General features: G+C 36.4%; 15 protein-coding genes. 12 read left to right on the top strand and 3 right to left on the bottom strand.

From position 1 onward, the window contains the following. Positions 1–61: 61 nt before the first annotated feature. The 4 genes from DUT69_RS01765 to DUT69_RS01750 all read left to right on the top strand — a co-directional run bounded on the left by DUT69_RS01765 (position 62) and on the right by DUT69_RS01750 (position 4,790). Positions 62–2,560 (top strand): zinc-dependent metalloprotease, encoded by a 2,499-nt coding sequence (locus DUT69_RS01765; protein ID WP_113651416.1) that lies wholly within the window; start codon positions 62–64, stop codon positions 2,558–2,560. A 51-nt stretch (positions 2,561–2,611) separates the two neighbouring features. Beyond that, the gene (locus DUT69_RS01760) at positions 2,612–3,478 is read left to right on the top strand and encodes a phosphodiester glycosidase family protein (RefSeq protein WP_113651415.1); all 867 of its coding nucleotides are present in this window, start codon (positions 2,612–2,614) and stop codon (positions 3,476–3,478) included. Between the two features lie 36 nt (positions 3,479–3,514). Next, positions 3,515–4,501 carry a hypothetical protein gene (locus tag DUT69_RS01755; RefSeq protein WP_113651414.1) on the top strand — a complete coding sequence of 329 codons (987 nt, stop codon included), beginning with the start codon at positions 3,515–3,517 and terminating at the stop codon, positions 4,499–4,501. Between the two features lie 97 nt (positions 4,502–4,598). Next, positions 4,599–4,790, top strand: a complete 192-nt coding sequence (locus tag DUT69_RS01750) for a cold-shock protein (protein WP_113651413.1) — start codon at positions 4,599–4,601, stop codon at positions 4,788–4,790. 108 nt (positions 4,791–4,898) lie between these two features. Here the strand turns inward: DUT69_RS01750 and DUT69_RS01745 are convergent, their stop codons facing one another. Next, positions 4,899–6,416: a family 16 glycosylhydrolase gene (locus tag DUT69_RS01745; RefSeq protein ID WP_113651412.1), complete on the bottom strand. Its 1,518-nt coding sequence runs from the start codon at positions 6,414–6,416 to the stop codon at positions 4,899–4,901. 152 nt (positions 6,417–6,568) lie between these two features. Here DUT69_RS01745 and DUT69_RS01740 point away from each other — a divergent pair, with 152 nt between their 5' ends. Continuing rightward, positions 6,569–9,889, top strand: coding sequence for a DUF4175 family protein (locus DUT69_RS01740; protein ID WP_113651411.1), 3,321 nt, complete (start codon positions 6,569–6,571; stop codon positions 9,887–9,889). Positions 9,890–9,945: 56 nt separating this feature from the next. Continuing rightward, a complete protein-coding gene (gene ybeY, locus DUT69_RS01735; RefSeq protein WP_113651410.1) occupies positions 9,946–10,377 on the top strand; it encodes an rRNA maturation RNase YbeY in 432 nt (143 codons plus the stop codon). A 122-nt stretch (positions 10,378–10,499) separates the two neighbouring features. Here the strand turns inward: ybeY and DUT69_RS01730 are convergent, their stop codons facing one another. Next, positions 10,500–11,156, bottom strand: a complete 657-nt coding sequence (locus tag DUT69_RS01730) for a PepSY-associated TM helix domain-containing protein (protein WP_205314198.1) — start codon at positions 11,154–11,156, stop codon at positions 10,500–10,502. Beyond that, positions 11,137–12,645, bottom strand: a complete 1,509-nt coding sequence (locus DUT69_RS01725; RefSeq protein WP_113651409.1) for a DUF2271 domain-containing protein — start codon at positions 12,643–12,645, stop codon at positions 11,137–11,139. The genes DUT69_RS01730 and DUT69_RS01725 overlap by 20 nt, the downstream gene beginning before the upstream one ends. Positions 12,646–13,037: 392 nt before the next feature. Between DUT69_RS01725 and DUT69_RS01720 the strand changes: the two genes are divergently transcribed. From DUT69_RS01720 to DUT69_RS01695, 6 genes are all read left to right on the top strand, one after another. Continuing rightward, the gene (locus DUT69_RS01720; protein ID WP_113651408.1) at positions 13,038–13,664 is read left to right on the top strand and encodes a GIN domain-containing protein; all 627 of its coding nucleotides are present in this window, start codon (positions 13,038–13,040) and stop codon (positions 13,662–13,664) included. 167 nt (positions 13,665–13,831) lie between these two features. Continuing rightward, positions 13,832–14,503 (top strand): MCP four helix bundle domain-containing protein, encoded by a 672-nt coding sequence (locus tag DUT69_RS01715; protein WP_113651407.1) that lies wholly within the window; start codon positions 13,832–13,834, stop codon positions 14,501–14,503. 122 nt (positions 14,504–14,625) lie between these two features. Next, positions 14,626–16,485, top strand: a complete 1,860-nt coding sequence (locus tag DUT69_RS01710; RefSeq protein WP_113651406.1) for an ABC-F family ATP-binding cassette domain-containing protein — start codon at positions 14,626–14,628, stop codon at positions 16,483–16,485. A gap of 101 nt (positions 16,486–16,586) precedes the next feature. Continuing rightward, positions 16,587–18,449 carry a tRNA uridine-5-carboxymethylaminomethyl(34) synthesis enzyme MnmG gene (gene mnmG, locus DUT69_RS01705; RefSeq protein WP_113651405.1) on the top strand — a complete coding sequence of 621 codons (1,863 nt, stop codon included), beginning with the start codon at positions 16,587–16,589 and terminating at the stop codon, positions 18,447–18,449. Between the two features lie 195 nt (positions 18,450–18,644). Beyond that, on the top strand, positions 18,645–20,213 hold the full coding sequence (locus tag DUT69_RS01700; RefSeq protein WP_240186631.1) for an Ig-like domain-containing protein: 1,569 nt from the start codon (positions 18,645–18,647) through the stop codon (positions 20,211–20,213). A 121-nt stretch (positions 20,214–20,334) separates the two neighbouring features. Continuing rightward, on the top strand, positions 20,335–21,069 hold the full coding sequence (locus DUT69_RS01695) for a hypothetical protein (RefSeq protein ID WP_113651403.1): 735 nt from the start codon (positions 20,335–20,337) through the stop codon (positions 21,067–21,069). The last annotated feature ends 37 nt before the right edge of the window (positions 21,070–21,106 follow it).

The following is a 21,106-nucleotide window of genomic DNA, read 5'->3' as shown; positions in this document are numbered from 1 at the left end:
TGTAACACAAGCCTATTTTTACCCTCCAAAAAAACCAATCAACTAATTTTTATATACACACATGATTAAGAACCCAAAAGTACTGGCGCTTGCAAGTATGGTTTTTCTTTGTGCTATAGGCACCAATGATGCCCTAGCGCAAAAGAAAAAAAAGGCAACAACTCCTGTTGCAACAACACCGGCTACACCCGCTGCAGGTGCAGCTCCTAAAAAAGAAGGTATTAAAGCTTATTCTGAAGTAATTACCGCTAAGGCAAAAAGCAAAACCGGTCTTTTTAAAACACACAAAGTGGATGACAAATGGTATTTTGAGATTCCTGACTCTGTTTTAAACCGCGAAATGTTAGTGGTTACACGTTTAGCTAAAGTGCCATCGGGCGTTAAAGTTGGCAACCAACAATATGGTGGAGAGCAATTAAACGAGCAGGTTTGGCAATGGGAACGTCGCGGTAAACAGGTTTTTGTTCGCGTGCCTAGCTATTCTGTTCGTGCCGACGAAAATTCCGATATGTATCAATCGGTTAAGAACTCAAACCTATCAAGCATTTTAGCTTCATTTGAAATTAAAGCTTACAATAAAGATACTACAGGTGTAATTATTGATGCAACTGATTTTTACAATGGCGATATTATGGCAATTGGTGCATCTGATGCATTGAGAAAGGCCTATAAAACAACCATGTACGATGCAACAAGATCTTACATAGACACAATTAAAACCTACCCACTAAACATTGAGGTTGCAACGGCTAAAACTTATCGCTCTGCAGAATCTCCAATAGACAATAGCATCGGTGCTATCACTTTCGAGTTTAACACTTCGATGTTGCTATTACCAAAAACGCCTGTTAAAGCTCGTTTAATGGATCCAAGAGTAGGTTATTTTGGTCAAGGACAAACGGATTATGGTACAGATGCTCAAAAAGCAGAACGTACCGCTTACATTCACCGTTGGAATTTAGTTCCAAAAGATACCGCAGCTTACAAACGTGGCGAATTGGTTGAGCCAATAAAACCTATTGTAATTTATATTGATCCGGCTACGCCGAAAAAATGGGTGCCTTACTTAATTAACGGTATTAACGATTGGCAAACAGCTTTTGAAGCCGCTGGCTTTAAAAATGCCATTATCGGTAAAGAAGCACCAACTCCACAGCAAGATCCAGAATTTAGCGTAGACGACTCTCGTTATTCAGTTGTTCGTTATTTCGCTTCTGATATTCCTAACGCTTATGGGCCACACGTTTCAGATCCTCGTACAGGTCAAATTTTAGAAACGCACATCGGTTGGTACCACAATGTGATGAACTTATTGAGAAACTGGTTCTTTGTGCAAACCGCGGCTATTAATCCAGAGGCTCGTAAAGCTAAATTTAGCGATCATCAAATGGGCGAGTTAATCCGTTTTGTATCATCTCACGAAGTAGGACATACTTTAGGTTTACCTCACAATTTCGGTTCTAGTTATGCTTATCCGGTAGATTCTTTACGTTCTAAAGCATTTACAGATAAATATGCAACTGCTCCTTCTATTATGGATTACGCTCGTTTTAACTACGTTGCGCAACCCGGAGATGGTGTGGTTAGAATGTTTCCAGGCATTGGCGAATACGATAAATGGGCGGTAAAATGGGGCTACACTTGGTTTCCAGGCAACCTTACTGTTCAGCAAGAAAAACTTAAGCTTGACGCTTGGGTAAAAGAAAAAGCCGGCAATCCACTATATTTTTACGGTCGCCAAGGCAATGCTTACGATCCGCGTGACCAAAGTGAAGATTTAGGTGATAATGCAATGAAAGCAAGTACTTACGGTATTGCTAACTTAAAACGCATTTTGCCTAACGTAGAAAAATGGACTTACGAAGCTGGTAAGGATTATGGCAACTTATCTGAAATTTATGGCGAAATTATTGGTCAGTTTAGCCGTTATATGGGCCACGTTACGTTTAATATTGGCGGTTTAAGCGAAAATTATAAAACTTACGACCAAGCTGGCGCAGTTTACAAGTACGTTTCTAAAGCAACGCAAAAAGAAGCGGTTGCCTTCTTAAACAAACAATTATTTACATCTCCGCTTTGGTTAATTAATAGCGATTTGTTAAACAAATTTGATAACGGCTCTATGTTAACCAGAATCAAATCTGCACAAACAAATACGGTAAACAGCATTTTAACTTCATCAAGATTGCTTCGTTTAATTGATAATGAAGCTAAAAATGGAGCTACGGCTTATACCGTTCCCGAATTGTTTACCGACTTAAGAAGTTCAATTTTTGCTGCAGGTAGACCAGACGGATTTAAACGTAATTTACAACGTGGTTATGTTGATAGATTAGGTAGTTTAATGGTAGATGCGCCTATGCCAACCGGATTGCCTCCAGGTTTTTCTTTTACACCGATTAATGTGGGTGTCACCGATATTAGACCGTTGGTAAGAGTAGAGCTTAAAACCTTATATGCAGCCGCAAAAGCAAGAGCAGTTGCTGGCGATGCAATTACTAAAGCACATTATGATGATTTGGCAATTAGAATTAACGACATTCTAAACCCGAAGAAATAATTTAACATTAACCCGCTCAATAATTTGAGCGGGTTTTTTTATGTTTAAACCATGCTTAAAAAATCCTTTTTTATCTGTTTTATTTTAGCCTCGCAAGTTGCGATAGCTCAAAATATCGATTCTGTTAACTTTAAGTCTGCCAAATGGGCGAAAAAGCGTGTTGCGCCAAAAACGAAACTCCTAACGCATCATTTCAGCAATAAAGAATTGTTTGCAGCTAATCAGCACATTGCTTATCTAGAGGTGAGGAATAAAGGTCGCTATCCTCAATTCTCTATAGGCTATGAAGAAAAAGAATTAAAAACAACACCAACGTTCGGCACGGAACGCAACGCTTTCGCAGCAATAAACGGTACTTTTTTCGATATAAAAAATGGTGGCTCTGTAGATTTTATTAAATCTGAAGGCAAAATTATTAACGAAAATAGGTTAGAAAAAAACAACAGAAGAGCTAGACATCAGCAGGCAGCGGTAGTGATAAACGATGGAAAGCTAACCTTAAAGAAATGGGATGGAACCAGCACTTGGGAGCAAAACTTACCTGATAAAGATGTGATGAACAGCGGTCCGTTGTTAATTTTTAACAACAATATCGAAGTTTTAGATACTACAGCGTTTACTAAGCTGCGTCACCCACGTAGCGCAATCGGTATAAAGCCAAACGGGAAAATTATCTTATTAACAGTTGATGGCCGACAGGAAAATTCGGCCGGAATGAGCTTGCATGAGCTAACAAAAACAATGAAATGGTTAGGCTGTATAAGCGCCATTAACCTAGATGGAGGTGGATCTACAGCACTTTGGGTAAATGGAACTACCGAAAATGGCGTAGTCAATTATCCTTCAGACAATAAAAAATGGGATCACGACGGCGCAAGAAAAGTTGCTAATGTTATCCTGTTAAAAGGGAAACAATAATATATTTGTCGTTGTTACTCTATCTGTTTGCATAAAATGAATTATAAATCCACTCGTTTTTTTACCCTCTTTTTTCTTGCTGTAGCGATGTTTTCTTGCAGTTCAGAAGAAAAACCAGTCGAAGACAAATCAGATGCTAAGCCTGGTATTGCAAATGAAGACTTGCCAGAAAACAATCTGAAATTTGCAGACGTAGATGGAATTTTATTTTACGAAGCAAAACGAAAATTTTCTAGCGGATTGTCTTTTAACGAAGATGGCTTTCAGCAAGTTCCAAGCTGGACCATACAAGTTAAAGCGCCAGACTCGATATTGGCCTACAGCCCAGAGAAAAACGGAATGGAAGCTTTTTACTTGCACCACGACCACGGAAGAGTTTACAATTTTGCCAGAGAATATTTTAGGGCATTGGTTATTAGTAAAGACAGTTTAATCTTACAGCGTTTACACGTTGATGGACGAAGTATTGCCGGTAATGACGATCCAAGATCTGACGTTAACTGTATTTTTTATTCAAAAGATTACATCGATAACAAACTTAAAAAACAGCTCGCAGATTTGAGAAAACCTACAAAAGCAGACACTGCGTTTGTACAAAAGCTGGTCGATAAATCTAATAAAGAACCATCTAACCCTAAAACTGCATTTCCGGCTACACAACCGGTTAGATTTATCCCAAACAGTAAAAACGTAACGGTAGAAAAGGTTAGCACAGCCGATTCATTAAACAAAAGACGATCATCTGTAGATTATTTCTATCCGCTTTATAAAATCAAGATCAATAAATCTTACAAAAACTTCTCTTACAGTTTTTCGGTAGTGGTAGATGCCAATGGAAAAATGTATGTTAACAAAGGCACCGAATTTGTGTTGGAAGAATACCGCGAGCAACGAAAAAAGCTGCTGCAAGGCTTAGCCGACGTGTATTTGCAAAACCTATTTTATGTTAAACCCGGAGAAACTTTAGGCATAGCTCATCCTAGCGAAATTGACATTATTTTAGTAGGCAATACAGGTTCGTAACCTATTGATTTAATTATATTTACAAAAATAATTGGTATTTGCTTTTATTAGGATTAAAATATGTACCTTGCACACTTAATTATTAATATACAATACAATGCAAGAAGGAACAGTAAAATTTTTCAATGTAACTAAAGGTTTCGGTTTCATTATCCCTGCAAATGGCGATAGCGAGATCTTTGTACATTCAACAGGCCTTATCGATGAGATTCGTGAGAACGACAAAGTTCAATACGATGTTGAAAGCGGTAGAAAAGGTTTGAATGCCGTTAATGTGAAAGTAATATAATTATTATCATATTTTACCAAGCCCTCGATTACATCGGGGGCTTTTTTTATGCCAAAAAAATGGCGAAGATTTAAAACCTCCGCCGTTTTTAATATTTAAAGTATCCATTTATTTCTGGAAAACCCTTACGTAATCTACTTTGTAAGTTGCCGGAAATATGTGCTCATCTATACCAAATTTACCACCCCAGTTTCCGCCAACGGCCAAGTTCAATAGAATATGGTATTTCTGGTCAAATGGCCATTCGTCCACTCCTTTTCCGCTGTTCTTAAATGTAAAATACTTCATGTCGTCTACAAATAAATCTATTCTGTCTTCATACCATTCAAGAGCATAAACATGATACTGTGCTCCTAAATCATCAACTTTTATAGCTTTGCCTACTTGCGTACCAATGCTATGATTAAAAGATTGGGTATGCACGGTTCCGTGTACGGTGTCTGGCGAATAGCCAACATGCTCCATTACATCTATTTCTCCGCTTTTCGGCCATCCTCCGTATTTCCACTCTGTTGGCAACATCCAGATTGCAGGCCACAAACCTTTTCCTTTAGGTAGCAAAGCACGCACTTCCATACGTCCGTATTTCCAGTCGAATTTGTTTTTACTGGTTAAGCGAGCCGAAGTAAAATTAGATTTGTCTTTATCCGCTTTGCGGGCTGTAATATTTAAAAAGCCGCCTTTTACCACAGCATTGGCGGTATCAGCATTTGTATAAAATTGCTTTTCATTGTTTCCCCAGCCTGTTCCGCCAACATCATAACCCCAATTTTTAGTGTTTGGCAAGCCATTTATTCCAAACTCATCAGACCAAACCAATTTCCAGCCTTTTGTTTTCGGTGATTTTTTGGCCATTTCAAAAGCTAATTCTGGTTCGTTGGTGGTAATAAATTCTGTGTCATTTGCCAATAAAAAACCAATTTCACTTGGCGTATTAGCGGTCCAACCATTTACGCTAATACCTAACTTTTTAAATCTTTCTATATAGTCTGGGTTCTGCTGATAAACAGAAAAATGATAATCAACGCCTTTAAAGCCATCTTTTTTTAACTGTTCCGGAGTTACTTCGCCTCTTAAATAAGACACGTGAGCACCCGGCATATTTTTAATAATGTAAGTACAGATATCGTAACCAAAACTGATGTAATCTACCCAAGCTTCGGCTTTAAGTTTTTTTACCATTTGCAACGAACGTTCGGTTGTAGCGATATCTCTTTCAGAACCTAAGTTAGAAGGCTTAATTTCTAAAATAAGCTTCGTTTTTTTCTGCTTCATGCCTGTTTTGAGATATTCTTCCAACGTTGGTATTGATTCTCCATTTGGATGTTTTTTCTCTAACAACTGCTTGTAAGTAGATTTTGCTATCGGGAGTTTGTAGAAGTCGTGATCGTGGTTAACAACCAAAATACTATCTAAGGTCATATGTACATCAAACTCGCTACCGTAGCATTTTAGCGCAATAGCGTGTTTTAAGGATGCTATTGAATTTTCTGGTAAGTTGTTTTTTTTAAAGGCGCCTCTATGCGCTATAACTTGATTTTTGTTCCAAGAGGTAATTGTTTTTTGGGCCTGAGTGCCTTTTGTTGCCATCGCAAGTAGCAAAACTGTATATAAAATCCGTTTCATTGGTGTATTTTAACGGTTAAAAGTAGGGTTTTATCACAAAAACTATATTGATTTTTTGTTAACTTATCCCACTTAAATTAAATATCTCGGTTATTGATAAGTAATGGCTTTTTTAACCACACAATTTTTACCTTTATTTTCGTTAACAACTTATGGGTAATAGCTACGACCTTTTAATTGCAAAGATTAATGAATTTACACGAAAGTTCTATTTAAACAAACTTTTGCGTGGAAGCATTTATGCCGCGGCTTTAATTTTGGCGCTTTATCTTTGCATGTTCGTACTCGTTTACTACGCAGTTCCTAGCCCCTCGGTTAAAACCTTTCTCTTTTTCTCTTTTCTAGCAATTGGTATTTCATCTGTTGTTTTCTGGATAATAAAACCCGGGTTGGCTTACTATAAACTAAGCAAAACGCTCAGCATAGAACAAGCTGCAACAATTATCGGCAATCATTTTTTCAACGTTAAAGACAGACTATTAAATACCCTTCAGCTAAAAGCACTTGCAGATGAATCGCCGCAAAACAGACAACTAATTCTAGCAGGCATAGACCAGAAAATTGGCGATTTGCGGCCAATACCTTTTACAAGTGCAATTAACCTAAAAGACAACAAAAAACACGTCAAATATATCTTATTGCCTTTAGCTATTATTTTAACCATAGGATTATTGGCGCCAGCAATTTTAAGAGAGGGCACCAATAGTTTTGTTAAGTATAACGAAGAAATTTTACCTGTTGCGCCATTTACATTCGAGGTACTTAATAAAAATTTAACTGTTACGCAGGGCGATGATATAACCGTAAAACTGCAACTAAACGGTGACGAATTTCCACAGGAAGTTTATATTGAAGATGGCATAAATACCTACAAATTGGAAAAGGAAAACATTAGCCGTTTCAACTACACCTTTAAAAATATCCAAAAGAATAAATCATTAAAATTTTTTGCTGGCGGATTTAACTCCAGAACTTTTACACTAGAAGTTAAGCCTCGCCCATCGTTATTAGGCATAAGCGCAAAGCTGCATTATCCCGCTTACTTGAACAGGAAAACAGAAGAATTGAGTAATGTTGGCGATTTGCTTATCCCGGAAGGCACAAAAATATTTTGGAAATTTAAAACTGAACATAGTGGAACGTTAGCTTTTCTAATCCAAAATCAAACCTATAATTTAAAAGTTGAGGACGATTTGGCGACCTTTAGCACAACCGCAAAGAAAAACACCGACTATATTGTAATCCCGAAAAACGATTTTGTAACTAAAACTGATTCGCTTCGCCATCAAATTGCTGTAATTGCAGATCAATTTCCGAGTATTACGGTTACAGAAGCTCCAGATTCCTTGAGTTCAAAAGCACGCTATTTTCAGGGTAGCATAGCTGATGATTATGGTTTTTCGTCGTTAAAATTCAAGTACGCAATAAACGAAAACGGGAAATTAATCTCTCAGCAAAGTAAAACCATCAGTATTAAAACCAATCAAACCGAAAACAGCTTTTTTCACCTTTGGAATTTGAATGAAATTGCGGTAAAACCTGGTCAAATTCTATCTTATTATTTTGAAGTAGCAGATAATGATGGCGTTAATGGTGCAAAAGTTAGCCGGTCAGAAATTAAAACCTACCAAGTGCCAACACAGCAACAAGTAGCAGAAAAATTGGCTGCCGGAAGTGAATCGCTAAAACAAAAAATGGAGTCGACCATAAAATTGGCTAATACTATTGAAAAGGAAAGCAAAAAACTGAGTCAAAATTTATTAGATAAGAAGACGCTGAACTTTGAAGACAAAAAACAGATTGAACAACTTCTAGACAAACAAAAACAACTAGATGAGGCCGTTAAGGATATCAAAAAGCAAAACGAAAAAAATGCTTTTGATAAGGAAGAAAATAATACGCTAAACAAGGAACTGAAGGAAAAGCAAAATCAGATAGACAATCTCTTTAACAACATTTTAGACGAAAAAACCAAGGAACTGCTAAATAAATTACAGCAGTTAATGGAAATGAACAACAAGGATTTGACTAAGGAAGAGCTTTCTAAAATGCAAATGGACAATAAATCCTTAAAAAATGAATTAGACAGAATTCTTGAGCTTTACAAGCAACTTGAATTTGAGCAAAACCTGCAAAATAAAATAGATAGGCTCGACGAATTAGCAAAACAACAAAAAGAGCTGAGTCAAAAAACAAAAGATAAAAACAGCGATTTAAACGATTCGAAAAAGAAACAGGACGAACTGAACAAAGATTTTAAAGATTTACAGAAAGAGCTTGAAAAATTAGCGCAACAAAACGAGGCTTTAGATAAACCCAACAATTTCAAAAATCCGGAAAAGGAAAGCGATCAAATTGAAAAAAGCCAGCAAGAAAGCAAAGAGCAATTAAACAAAAACGACAAGCAAAAAGCAGCCGAGAAACAGCAAAAAGCAGCCGAGCAAATGCAGCAGTTGGCACAACAGATGAAAGAAAGCCAACAGGAAGCAGAGCAAGAAGAAGCAAAAACTAACGCAGAGGAGTTGCGAAGGATTTTGGAAAACCTGCTAAGCACTTCATTTGCGCAAGAAAAAGTAATGTTGGCCTTACGCAAAATGGCCAATAATGATCCGGCTTATGTCGGTAACGTACAACAGCAGAATACTATTAAAGACAATATGAAAACTATTGCAGATAGTTTGTTTTCGTTGAGCAAAAGGGTTCCTCAGATTGAAAGCGCCGTTAATACAGAAGTAGATAAAATTAACTTTAATATTGGCAAAGCGATAGAACTGTTAGGCGACAGAAGAACGCCAGAAGCTAACCGAGCGCAGCAGTTTACCATGACATCGTTAAACAATTTGGCGCTAATGCTGAACGAGGCATTAGAGCAATTGCAAAATGCGATGAAAAACTCGAAACCTGGTAGCGGCAAAGGGCAAAAGCAAAACATGCAACAATTGCAAAAAATGCAAGAGCAACTGAATAAAAACATGCAGAATGCCCGAGAAAAGATGCAAAAGGAAGGCGGTAATATGGGTACTGTTCCAAAAGGACAAATGAGTCAGGAGTTTGCGAAAATGGCGCAACAACAGCAAATGATTCGAGAAGCTTTGCAAAAAATTAATAAAGAAGAAAACAAAGACGGTAAGGGCCCTATGGGTAATTTGAACCAGATGGTGCAAGAAATGAAGCAGACAGAGCTCGATTTGGTTAACAAAAAAATTAATGAAGAAACGATGAACCGCCAGAAGAAGCTGGAAGTTAAATTGTTAGATGCCGACAAGGCGCAAAGAGAGCAAGATCAAGATTCTAAAAGAGAGAGCAACGCGGCAAAACAATTTCCACCTTCTTATCAGCAAATGCTGGATAAGTTTAAGAAACAACAACAAAGTGAAACGGAATTAATTCAGAAATTACCGCCTAACTTAAATTATTACTACAAAAACAAAATTTCGGAATATTTTAAATTGCTAAATTCGCCCAATCGTTAGTTTTTGGCAAAGCGAAAAATCTTCTTCACTAGGCTCTGAACGACAAATATTCTATTATGGCACGCATTAATTTCTTTACCGAAGACACAACTTACGCACTAAAGCAAAAAACCATTATCAAAAAATGGATTGAGGCAACTATTGTAGCAGAAAGTTATCAATTACAAGAATTGAATTTTATTTTATGTTCTGACGAATATCTATTGCGTATAAACCAAGATTTTCTGCAACATGACGATTATACCGATGTAATTACTTTTGACAACTCAGAAGAGCTTAAAATGATTGTGGGTGATATTTTTATCAGTATCGATAGAATTAAAGAAAATGCGAAAAATTTTGGCTCAACTACTATGCACGAATTATGTCGTGTAATAATTCACGGCACTTTACATTTGTTGGGTTACAAAGACAAAGGCAAACAAGCAAAAACCTTAATGACAAGCAAAGAGGATTTCTACTTGGAAAAGCTGGAATTGAAGCATTAATTCATTTTAAATGCTATTCTTTCAGCCACTGACGAAATAAATCCTATGGCTATCAGATCTGTATCACGCATCATATAATTAGATTGCGGTTTTAGCACTCTCATCCTTTCTTATTGCTCCAACTACGGAACAAAAATTACATAGATCAAGTAACAGATAATTAAACCGATTATCGCAGTTGCAATTCCAGCTATACGTTTCTTTTTGATGAACAATAAAAGTATCAATCCGCTTAGCGAAACTATAATTAGGAAAACAGCAGAAATATCAATTATCCACGACCAGCCTTTACCAGAATCTCGTCCCTTATGTAAATCGTTCATTAATGCCACCACTCCCATTTTAATTTCCGAGAGCTCGTATTTTCCGCTTTCACGATCAATAAAAGCATCTGCAGCGTAAGCTGGCCCTTTTAGCGTAACGGTTATTTCAGCCTCATCAATCCTAAATTCGCTAACAGCGCCTTTCAACGCGTGCTTTTTACGCAAAAATTCAACTACTTCAAGCTTGGCAATTTTATTGGTGTCTGGATTATTAACCCATGCTACATTTAGGTTTCCGCTGTCTTTGGTGTTAAGCTGCTCCTCCCCACCCAACCAACTTGGATGATTTAACGTTAAACCAGTAACCGAAAAAAACAACACAATAGCAAAACTTACCATAGAAAGGTAAATGTGCAACCATCTGGAAAACTTTGCGAATTCTTTTTTCGTTCCTCCGTTTTTTGAAGGCTTTTTTTTGTTATTCGGCGTTGCCGGATTATTTTTTATAGAAGTCAAAAGTTACGTTTGAGATTTCAACATTACCTGCATTGGTTACTTTTTTTGCAGTTTTCTTAAATTCCATTTGCTGACGGATGATTTCATCAGTACCCGCTTCTTTAGCGGTTTCTAAAATGATGGTATATTTTCCTTGCGGAACATAATTGCCTTTGTCGTCTTTTCCATCCCATTTTATGGTGTATTTACCCGGATTGCGTGTTGCCCCAGTTGCGGAAGCATAATTATCCTTATTAGCTTTAAAGCGCTCGCCATTTATGCGGTACCAATTTCTTAAATCGGGCACCCATTTGGTTTTATTGTACCACAACGCCAAATTTCTTACCGCTTCTTTCTTTTCATTTTCCACCCAAATTGCCGCAAACGGTCGATGGCTATTTCCCTCAATTCTATTAAACTGAAAGTTAATTGTCAATTCGTATTTAGCATCCCATAATTTTTCAGCCTTGCTATTTACGCCGGTAACTTTCTCATTTTCTAGGGGCTTAGTAACATAATTGTGCCAATTTTTACTCTCAATACGTTTGCCATCTTTGGTAATAATCAAATAATCCGCTCCCTCAACACTGGCTGATAAGGCCATGCCTTCTTTTACGGTAAGCACGTTGAATGCCGTTGCTAGAGCTCCGGCATCGGTCGCATTTGGCGCAATAACAGTAGCACTAATTACACCTTCCACAGGCATCGCGGTACGCGGATCTACAATATGCGAATACCATTTATTTCCAATTTGTTCGCCGCGGCGATAATTTCCACTGGTTGCTACAGCTTTATTATTTACCGTTAGATACGCCAAAGGCGCATCGTTCTCTGCGTTTGCCAAGGGATTAGTAACTTTTACCAAATCATTAACATCGCCTTTGATTACCAAATCTCCACCAATATTTACAACTACTGAACTAATATCCGAAGCCGATAGCGCAGCCTCACAAGCCATATTGATGATGTAACTTTTGGCAAATGTGTTCATAACCAAAGGCACGTTTGTTAATCTTGTAGCCGTCATAGTGGCCTTATCTAACGCGTAATGCTTTTGCTGCATGGTAATTACTGCATTAGTAACATCTGCACTTTTAGGTAGCTTGTTTTTGGTCGCTGCTTCTTTCCAAAGATTGCCGGCAACAGTGGCCGAAGCATCTAAAGCGCCGTTGGTACGTTGTTTCCACTCGGCAAACAGTTGGAGCATATCAAAAAGCTCTGCAGATACTCTAACAGGTTTATTTATTCCTTGAAGCATCCAACTATTAAATTCGCTGTTTTTATCATATGCGCTGAAGATTTTCGATAGGCGATTGATCTCTCGCAAAGCCGCTTGTTCCGCCTTATCAGCTGCCATTTCTGAGGTACTGGTAAACTTAAACTCTAAAGATGTTCCAAGCACGTTTTCATAATTTGAAACATACAAGCTTTTGCTATTGGTTTTAGGTTGATCTGAAGGTTGAGTGCCCACTAAACATAAAGTGGTAAGTAAGGCGACTAATATTTTCATCGTTATTAAGTTTGATTCTAAATAATAAAGCAAATGTAAAATCTAAAATAGCAAATACCGCAGTAATGCTGATTTTTTTCTGACCATTTTAACAGCCTTGCACAGAAAACGATTATAGAAGCACCGCTATTGCTACATAAACCCGATAGGAACGAACACGAAGTAAAGTGGATAGCGGGACTTACGCTTGTTCATTGCCTCCCATATGATTTTCTAAAAATACCTGACCTTTTCGTCTAAAAATTACAGGCGTTCGTCGAGGATTACGCAGTGGTGGTATAATACAGCAACACGCTGTGCAACCTTTTACCCCTTACCCCGTCTTATAGATGTAACAAGCCTTAAACAAGGAAGTTAAAATTTACAAAATAAGATTTTAAAAAATTAAAAATATGAAAACCTCTATTAAATCAATCATCGCATTAGCTGTAACAGCAGTAGTTTTAACCGGTAGCACTTTAAATGTAAACGCTAATGAGCCTAAAACAACAACAGTATTAACAAGCGTAAAAAAAGTGAATAAAATTGATGTCGCCGGAAACGTGGAACTAATTTTAGTTCAAAGTAGCGATGAAAGTGTTAAAGTATTGGATAACTATTTTGCCAACAATGCTTTAGTACAACAAAAGGACGGCGAATTGAGAATTAGCTCATTTACCAAAGAGAAATTAACCGTTGTGGCTTACGTAAACAGCTTAACAGAAATTTCTGCCTCGGGCAATGCTACGGTTAAAACTGCTGGAAAGTTTAGCACACTAAGTTTAAATGTAAATTTAAGCGATAACGCAAAGGCTGATTTGTATACAAACACTATTAGCCTAAATACAAATTTAAGCAATACATCTAGCTTAAAGCTTTCTGGTTCTACCGAGGAATATAATGCTAGAATGGGAAATTTTGCGAATGTTAGCTTGGCGAAATTCGTAGCAGCAAGTTCTAACATACAATCGAAAAGTGTAGTTGTGGCACAAGTTGCTAAAACCATTTTACCAAATGAAGCAGATTTTTTAAGCTTATAAAATTCATTACCCAATCATAAATTTAGTTTAGTTTTTAGTTTAGTTAAAAAATGCAGATGGATGTCTGCATTTTTTTTGCTTTGCACATTTGTATCATTTACAGTATCTATCGCCCAGCTAAACATTTTTGCCTATTTTGCCTAGTTAATAACCAAATGTGATTAGCTATGAAGTTTGCGCACTCTATAAAGCAAAAAACCCGAGTTGCTTTGCTCCTTTTCTCTATTATGGTATGCATTATTTTGGTGCGGATATTAGAAGACAAAAACGTAAAAGAACTCGGCAAATCTTTTACTTCTTTATACAACGACCGACTGATACCGGCAACAGATTTATTTTTTATTGCCGAAAAACTTTATGCCAAACGTTATGCTTTAGAGATGCATGTAAACGTAAACCAGGCCAACACTAAGTTAAAATACACGCTTAGTAGCTACGATAAAAGTATCGACTCTTTATTAGGCAAATATGAAAAAACCTATTTGGTAAGCAATGAAAAAGACTATTTAGCTGACTTGAAGAACAAATTAGCTAGTACGAGAAAAATAGAAGCAAATATTTTAGGCCTCACGGCATTTACAGAAGAAAGCAAAAACTCGTGTAACTTAGCCATTGAAAAATCATTTAAGGGGCTTTTTGACAAGCTGGCTGAGCTTACACAAATACAGACCAAAGTTGGCGAAGAACTTATTAAAGAATCACAATCTAATGTTTCTGGAAGTAAAATTTACTCAAGCGTTCAGTTTGTTCTAGCAATTGTTATAGGCGTTTTAATCGTATCTATACTTTATACTTCTAATGTAATAAACATTAAAAACGAGAAGTTTAATTTGAACTAATTTATTTCCTTCAAGTAATTTTTTACAGATTTTTTTGCGTTTAGGTTGGCAACAAATTACAAGCCGCAAATATTGCTTACTTTTGTAGTAATTTCTTATCAGATAAATCGTTAAAAAATACTTTGAGTACACTAATTGCAGCCGAAGGCTTGGGCCACGCCTATAACGACGAATGGCTTTTTAAAAATCTAACACTGGGCATTAATCCTGGTCAACGCGTTGCGTTGGTTGGTATAAATGGCGCTGGTAAAAGCACCCTATTAAAATTACTTGCCGAACGTTTTTCTCCATTGGAGGGAAAAATTGTAAAAAACAAATCAGTTAAGATCGGATTTCTAGATCAAGAACCTTCTTTTCCGGAAGGATATTCTATTAGCGACTTCATTTTTTCGCTTGAAAACAAGCAGCAACAGCTGATAAAAGAATATGAAGAATTAATTGAGGACCCGAACCCTGATGAAAAGATGCTCAATAGGTTATACGAAGAATTAAGCGAACATAACGCTTGGGAGTATGAACATGAAATAAAAACTATTTTAAGCAGAATGGGCATAAACCATTTGCAACAGAAAATAGCTACTTTATCTGGTGGGCAAAAAAAACGTTTAGCATTTGCCAAGCTTTTAATTGAAGATCCGGAGATTTACGTTTTAGATGAACCTACCAACCATTTGGATATTGACACCATTGAGTGGTTGGAGAAATTGCTTACATCTGGCAATAAAACAATTCTATTGGTTACGCACGACAGGTATTTTTTGGATAATGTTTGCAATACCATTGTAGAATTAGACAGAGGAAAAACCTTTAACTATAATGGCAATTACGCTTACTTTTTAGAAAAGAAAGCCGAGAGAGAAGCTTCGGACGATGCTACTTTTCAAAAAAACAAAAACCTATTAAAGAAAGAACTCGAATGGATGAGACGTATGCCTGCGGCTCGTACTACCAAAAGCCAATCTAGAATTGATGCTTTTTATAATCTTGAGGAAAAAACTAAGCAAAGATCAGACAACCAACAGGTGACTTTAAATGTAAAGATGGCTCGTCAAGGTGGCAAAATTTTAGAGTTGGATCACATTGGGCAAACATTTGATGACAAGAAAATAATAAACGACTTTTCTTACACTTTTAAAAGAGGCGATAGAATTGGACTAGCAGGGAAAAACGGAACGGGAAAATCTACCTTATTAAATATTATCACCGGAAATTTAAAACCCGAAAAAGGCATTGTAGACGTTGGCGACACTACTGTATACGGGTATTACAAACAAGGCGGTTTATCTTTTAATGAGAAAGAAAGGGTAATTGATATTGTTAAGGCTGACGCAGAGTATATCAAGATGGCAGATGGCCAAACAATTTCTGCTTCTGCCCTACTCACATTATTTTTGTTTCCGCCAAAGAAACAACACGGAATGGTTGAGAAGCTTAGTGGTGGAGAAAAGAAACGTTTACACTTGATGAAGGTTTTAATTCAAAATCCGAATTTTTTAATCTTGGATGAACCTACCAACGATCTTGATATTGACACGCTGAATGTGCTTGAAGAGTTTTTAGAAAATTTTCCTGGTGTGTTAATTCTTGTTTCTCACGATAGGTATCTTTTAGATAAAATGAGCGAGCAACTTTTTATTATGGAGGGTGAAGGAGCAGTGAGCATTTATAATGGCAATTATTCTGATTACAGAGTAAGCTTAGAAAACGCCAAGGAGGTTATGAATTCTAAGAAGGAAACAGTTGCTGAAAAGCCGAAGGAAACCTCATCAAAAAAACTTAGTTTTAAGGAACAAAAAGAATTTGAAGATATCGAAAAAAGCATTTCTGTTAAAGAAGACGAAATTGCAAAACTGACCTCTTCTTTGAACGATATTGATGCTTCAGACTATCAGAAAATACAGGAAGTTTCTGAAAAAATTAAACAAGCAGATGACAATTTAGCTAAGTTGTTAGAACGTTGGGTAGAGTTGTCAGAAAAATAATAAATTAAAAATATAAAAAGTTTCACGTGAAACGCTATTGAAAAAGCAGTTAATTTTAGCTAATAAATTTAGAGTTCCACGTGAAACATAACTAAAACAAGATGTTTAAAGAGTATGATGTTATAGTGGTGGGCGCAGGTCATGCAGGTTGCGAAGCTGCGGCAGCCGCGGCGAATCTTGGCTCGTCGGTATTGCTTATCACTATGAATATGGAAACAATTGCTCAGATGAGTTGCAACCCGGCAATGGGTGGTGTAGCCAAAGGGCAAATTGTTAGAGAAATTGATGCAATGGGTGGATATTCTGGAATTATAGCTGATAAGACCACTCTACAATTCCGAATGCTCAACAAATCTAAAGGCCCTGCAATGTGGAGCCCAAGAGCACAAAATGACAGAAAACGTTTTGCTGAGGAATGGAGATTGGCGCTAGAGCGCACTCCGAATGTTGACTTCTGGCAAGAGATGGTGAGCAGTTTGATCATCAAGAACAATACGGTTGTCGGGGTAAAAACTGCTTTAGGGGTTGAGATTTTAGGCAAGTCAGTAGTGCTTACAAATGGAACTTTTTTAAACGGTGTAATACATATTGGAGAAAAGAAATTTGGTGGCGGTAGAACTGGAGAAAAATCTGCTACGGGATTGACAGAGCAGTTAACCACTTTAGGTTTTGAAGCGGGAAGAATGAAAACTGGAACACCTCCGAGAATTGATGGCAGGTCACTAAATTATTCTCTTATGGAAGAGCAATGGGGAGATGAAAAACCAGGCAAATTCTCTTACACCGATGTGCCCACTCCTACCGATCAACGTTGCTGTTGGATTACCTACACTAACGAAAAAGTTCATGAAACTTTGAAAGAAGGTTTTGAAAGATCGCCAATGTTTACTGGACGCATTAAAGGCCTCGGCCCAAGATACTGTCCGTCTATTGAAGATAAAATTAATCGCTTTGCGGAAAGAGAAAGGCACCAAATTTTTGTAGAACCAGAGGGATGGAATACCTGCGAGATTTATGTAAATGGATTTTCAACCTCCCTTCCAGAAGATGTACAGTACAAAGCTATCACTCAAATTCCTGGATTTGAAAATGCTAAAATGTTCCGTCCAGGTTACGCTATTGAGTACGATTATTTTCCGCCAACACAGCTCTCTTTAACGCTAGAAACGAAATTAATCAGTAATTTGTTCTTCGCAGGGCAGATAAATGGAACTACTGGTTACGAAGAGGCTGCAAGTCAGGGCTTTATAGCAGGAATTAATGCGCATCAGAAGGTGAAAGATCAACATGAGCTGATTATGAAACGCTCTGAATCTTATATCGGTGTTTTAATAGACGATTTAGTGACTAAAGGAACGGAAGAACCTTATAGGATGTTTACATCTAGAGCTGAGCATCGTTTATTGTTAAGACAGGATAATGCGGATATTAGGCTCTCTCCTATTGCACATAAACTGGGTTTGATAGATGACGATCGTTTAGCGATTGTAAATGCAAAGGTGGCAAACTCTGATGCAATTGTAGAGTTTACAAAAAAGCAAGGTGTTGAAATGAGCCAAGCAAATGATTTAATGGTTGAACTTGGCACAGCCGCTCTTACCCAAAACGTAAAACTTTTTAATGTATTAAGCAGACCCCAAGTTGGTATTGAAGATATTAGAAAAGTAAGTATACCATTAAATGATCTATTAAATACTTTCGATCAGGAAACAGTTGAGCAAGCTGAAATAAAAATAAAGTATGATAGTTATTTTGAAAAAGAGAATGAAATTGTAAACAAAATGCAAAAAATGGAAGACAAAAATATCAACCCAGATTTTGACTACAACAAACTTTTATCACTCTCAAAAGAAGCTAGAGAAAAACTATTGAAGATAAAACCGAGAACCTTAGGGCAAGCTTCTAGAATTTCTGGTGTTTCACCTTCAGATATTTCAGTTTTAATGGTTCATATCACCAAATAATAAGTAAAACACTGTATATCAATAAATTATATAATTAAAATTTTGACTTAAAATAAAGGCTTTTAAGCTCTTTTCTGATTTTTTTAATCATATTAATTCAAAACTTAATAAAATGTCTTAAAAAGCATTAAAATGGTAAAAAACAAAAGGTGGTCAATAGAAAGGTGCTCGAAATGCTTCGTAGTATTCTTAGCAATGTTTTACAGCTGTGCGAGTATGCAAAATCCTCAGGGCGGTCCAAAAGATACGGAAGCACCTAAACTTGTAAAGGCAGAGCCAAAAGACTTGACGACAAATTTTAAGGCTGAAAAAATAAATTTAGATTTTAACGAATTTATCAAGTTAACTAATGAGTTCAAGGAATTTTCGATTTCACCGGAAATGGAAAAACCTCCTGTTTTAAAAGCAAAGCTTAGAAGATTAACCATCGACTTAAAAGATTCGTTGGAGAAGAACACTACCTATACCTTAAACTTCGGAAAAGCAATTACTGATATAACAGAAGGTAATGCCCTTAAAAACTTCACGTATGTTTTTTCTACCGGCCCTACCCTAGACTCGTTAAGCTTAAGCGGAAATGTAAAAAATGCAATTACAGGTCAGCCAGCAATGGATGCAGTGGTTTTTATCTTACCCCTTAATAGAGATAGCATTTTTGGAAAAAAGAAACCTGCGATTTATACCACAACTGATAGTAGCGGAAACTACAAGCTTAAAAACTTACGTGAAGACACCTATAAAGTGTACGCGTTAAAAGAAAAAGGCGGAGATAAAATATATCAGCAGGAATCTGATGAAATTGGATTTATAAAGGAACCTATTAAATTGAATAAAAATATTGATAGCGTTAATCTTCAAATTTTCAAAGAGAAAGCGAGTAAATTTAGAATCTTAGATAGAAGACTTAATAATGATGGAAGCATCACGATGAACTTCAATCAGTGGCTAACAAAGCCAGAATTAACCGTCGCAGAACCTTCAAATATCGACGGGAATAAGATTGTTAAGTTTAATAAAACGAACGACTCTGTAAGGGTTTGGTTAGCAGATTTGAGTTTCGACTCTGTTAAAATTGCCATTAAAGACGAAGGGAAACTATTAGAAACTGCAAAATTTACGCGTGGGAAGAGAGATACTTACGTTAGAAACATAACAGGTGCCGATAACTTGGAAGGTGATTTATTAAATCCTCATAAAGGATTGAAAATTACATTTAACATGCCAATAACAGCTGTCGATTTAACTAAAATTACGCTATTGGAAGACTCTATCCCGCGATCTGGATTTACTTTTACGAAGGATAGCATTGATTTCTTAACCTATAATTTTAAGTATCTGTTTAAGAAGAAAGAAAAATATATTCTGAAGTTGGGTGAAGGCGCAATGACGGGTATATTTAATGCTAAAAATAAGGAGATAACCAAAACTTTTACGCTAGCAAATGCTGATGATTATGCTACCATGATTCTGAAAGTAAACGTTCCAGATAGCGGAAAAAATTACATTTTAGAAATTGTAAATGAAAAAAAAGATCAAGTAGTTTCTACAAGATTGATAACAAAAAACGAAACGATAACTTTGCCAAATTATAAACCTGGTGTTTACTTTGGTAGAATAGTTTACGACTCCAATAAAAATGGAATTTGGGATACAGGAAATGTAAAAGAAGGCTCGCAACCGGAAAAAATCTGGTACGAACCGAAAGAACTGTCTATGAAAGCAAATTGGAAAAGGGAAGAAATAATAAATATACCGAAAGAATAATATTTTGCTTTAAACGATAATTTGAAATTATATTCTGTTTTAGATTTTAAATAGACTATGTTTGCCCCTCATTTAAAAACTCTTATAAAAACTACAAACTAAAATCAAATTCTTAATTCCAATGGTATTATTGGTTCTTGCTACTTCTTGCAAAAAAGATAGAATTAAAGAAGTAAGACCAAAAACCGCAGCTGATTTTGAGAAAATTATGGCTGTTGATAAAGACTTTTCATCTTTCATATCATCATCGATTGAACTCGAAAATCTAACACTAGAGAAATATGAACCCTCTATTTTAGTACAAAACAACTTTGGTACTAATAAAAAAGTTCTTACGCCTGCACAAAATGAAGAACTCAAAAAAATTAAAAGTTTTGTCGAAATGCGTAATTTTCTAAATAATCATCAGATAGAAGAAGCAAATATAATTGTAGATATTTTAGAAAAACAATCTTTATCTTTTTACAATTTTGTAAAAAAATATCCAGAATATAGTAAACTTGGACAAGAAGAAAAAGAGATTTTGATTGGTAATTCTTTGAAAGCAAATGACAAATTAACTATTTCTACTCAATTTAGTAATTCTCGAATTAATGGAAAAGTAATGTTAGCAAACGGAGATCCTATGCAAGCATATGGCCTCGCTATTGAAGGGTGTCAAAACAGTTATAGAACAGCCTTTAGAGCTATATGGGCTGCTGCAGACTTGACTATGCTAGCAACTTCTTTCGAAACGGCAGGTATTGGATCAGCAGTTGCATTTGCTGCTGCTTATGTGGCAACTTATTATGCTGATCAAGAACGTGGAAATTGTATGACTTTAGCCGCAAATCTACTTTACAATGAAATCTTCTAAAAATAAATACATAGTCTTGGCTTTTACGCTTCTAATG

The sequence above is a fragment of the Pedobacter namyangjuensis genome, assembly GCF_003313325.1.
In the GTDB taxonomy this organism is placed as follows: Bacteria; Bacteroidota; Bacteroidia; order Sphingobacteriales; family Sphingobacteriaceae; genus Pedobacter; species Pedobacter namyangjuensis.
The sequence above is the reverse complement of the archived record's forward strand: the minus strand, read 5'-3'. Positions and strand labels throughout refer to the sequence as shown.

What these genes read in the sequence shown, in the direction of transcription:
- DUT69_RS01765 (WP_113651416.1), top strand. Translation starts at nt 62, where the DNA reads ATGATTAAGAACCCAAAAGTACTGGCGCTTGCAAGTATGGTTTTTCTT.
- DUT69_RS01760 (WP_113651415.1), top strand. Translation starts at nt 2,612, where the DNA reads ATGCTTAAAAAATCCTTTTTTATCTGTTTTATTTTAGCCTCGCAAGTT.
- DUT69_RS01755 (WP_113651414.1), top strand. Translation starts at nt 3,515, where the DNA reads ATGAATTATAAATCCACTCGTTTTTTTACCCTCTTTTTTCTTGCTGTA.
- DUT69_RS01750 (WP_113651413.1), top strand. Translation starts at nt 4,599, where the DNA reads ATGCAAGAAGGAACAGTAAAATTTTTCAATGTAACTAAAGGTTTCGGT.
- DUT69_RS01745 (WP_113651412.1), bottom strand. Translation starts at nt 6,416, where the DNA reads ATGAAACGGATTTTATATACAGTTTTGCTACTTGCGATGGCAACAAAA.
- DUT69_RS01740 (WP_113651411.1), top strand. Translation starts at nt 6,569, where the DNA reads ATGGGTAATAGCTACGACCTTTTAATTGCAAAGATTAATGAATTTACA.
- ybeY (WP_113651410.1), top strand. Translation starts at nt 9,946, where the DNA reads ATGGCACGCATTAATTTCTTTACCGAAGACACAACTTACGCACTAAAG.
- DUT69_RS01725 (WP_113651409.1), bottom strand. Translation starts at nt 12,645, where the DNA reads ATGAAAATATTAGTCGCCTTACTTACCACTTTATGTTTAGTGGGCACT.
- DUT69_RS01720 (WP_113651408.1), top strand. Translation starts at nt 13,038, where the DNA reads ATGAAAACCTCTATTAAATCAATCATCGCATTAGCTGTAACAGCAGTA.
- DUT69_RS01715 (WP_113651407.1), top strand. Translation starts at nt 13,832, where the DNA reads ATGAAGTTTGCGCACTCTATAAAGCAAAAAACCCGAGTTGCTTTGCTC.
- mnmG (WP_113651405.1), top strand. Translation starts at nt 16,587, where the DNA reads ATGTTTAAAGAGTATGATGTTATAGTGGTGGGCGCAGGTCATGCAGGT.
- DUT69_RS01700 (WP_240186631.1), top strand. Translation starts at nt 18,645, where the DNA reads ATGTTTTACAGCTGTGCGAGTATGCAAAATCCTCAGGGCGGTCCAAAA.
- DUT69_RS01695 (WP_113651403.1), top strand. Translation starts at nt 20,335, where the DNA reads ATGGTATTATTGGTTCTTGCTACTTCTTGCAAAAAAGATAGAATTAAA.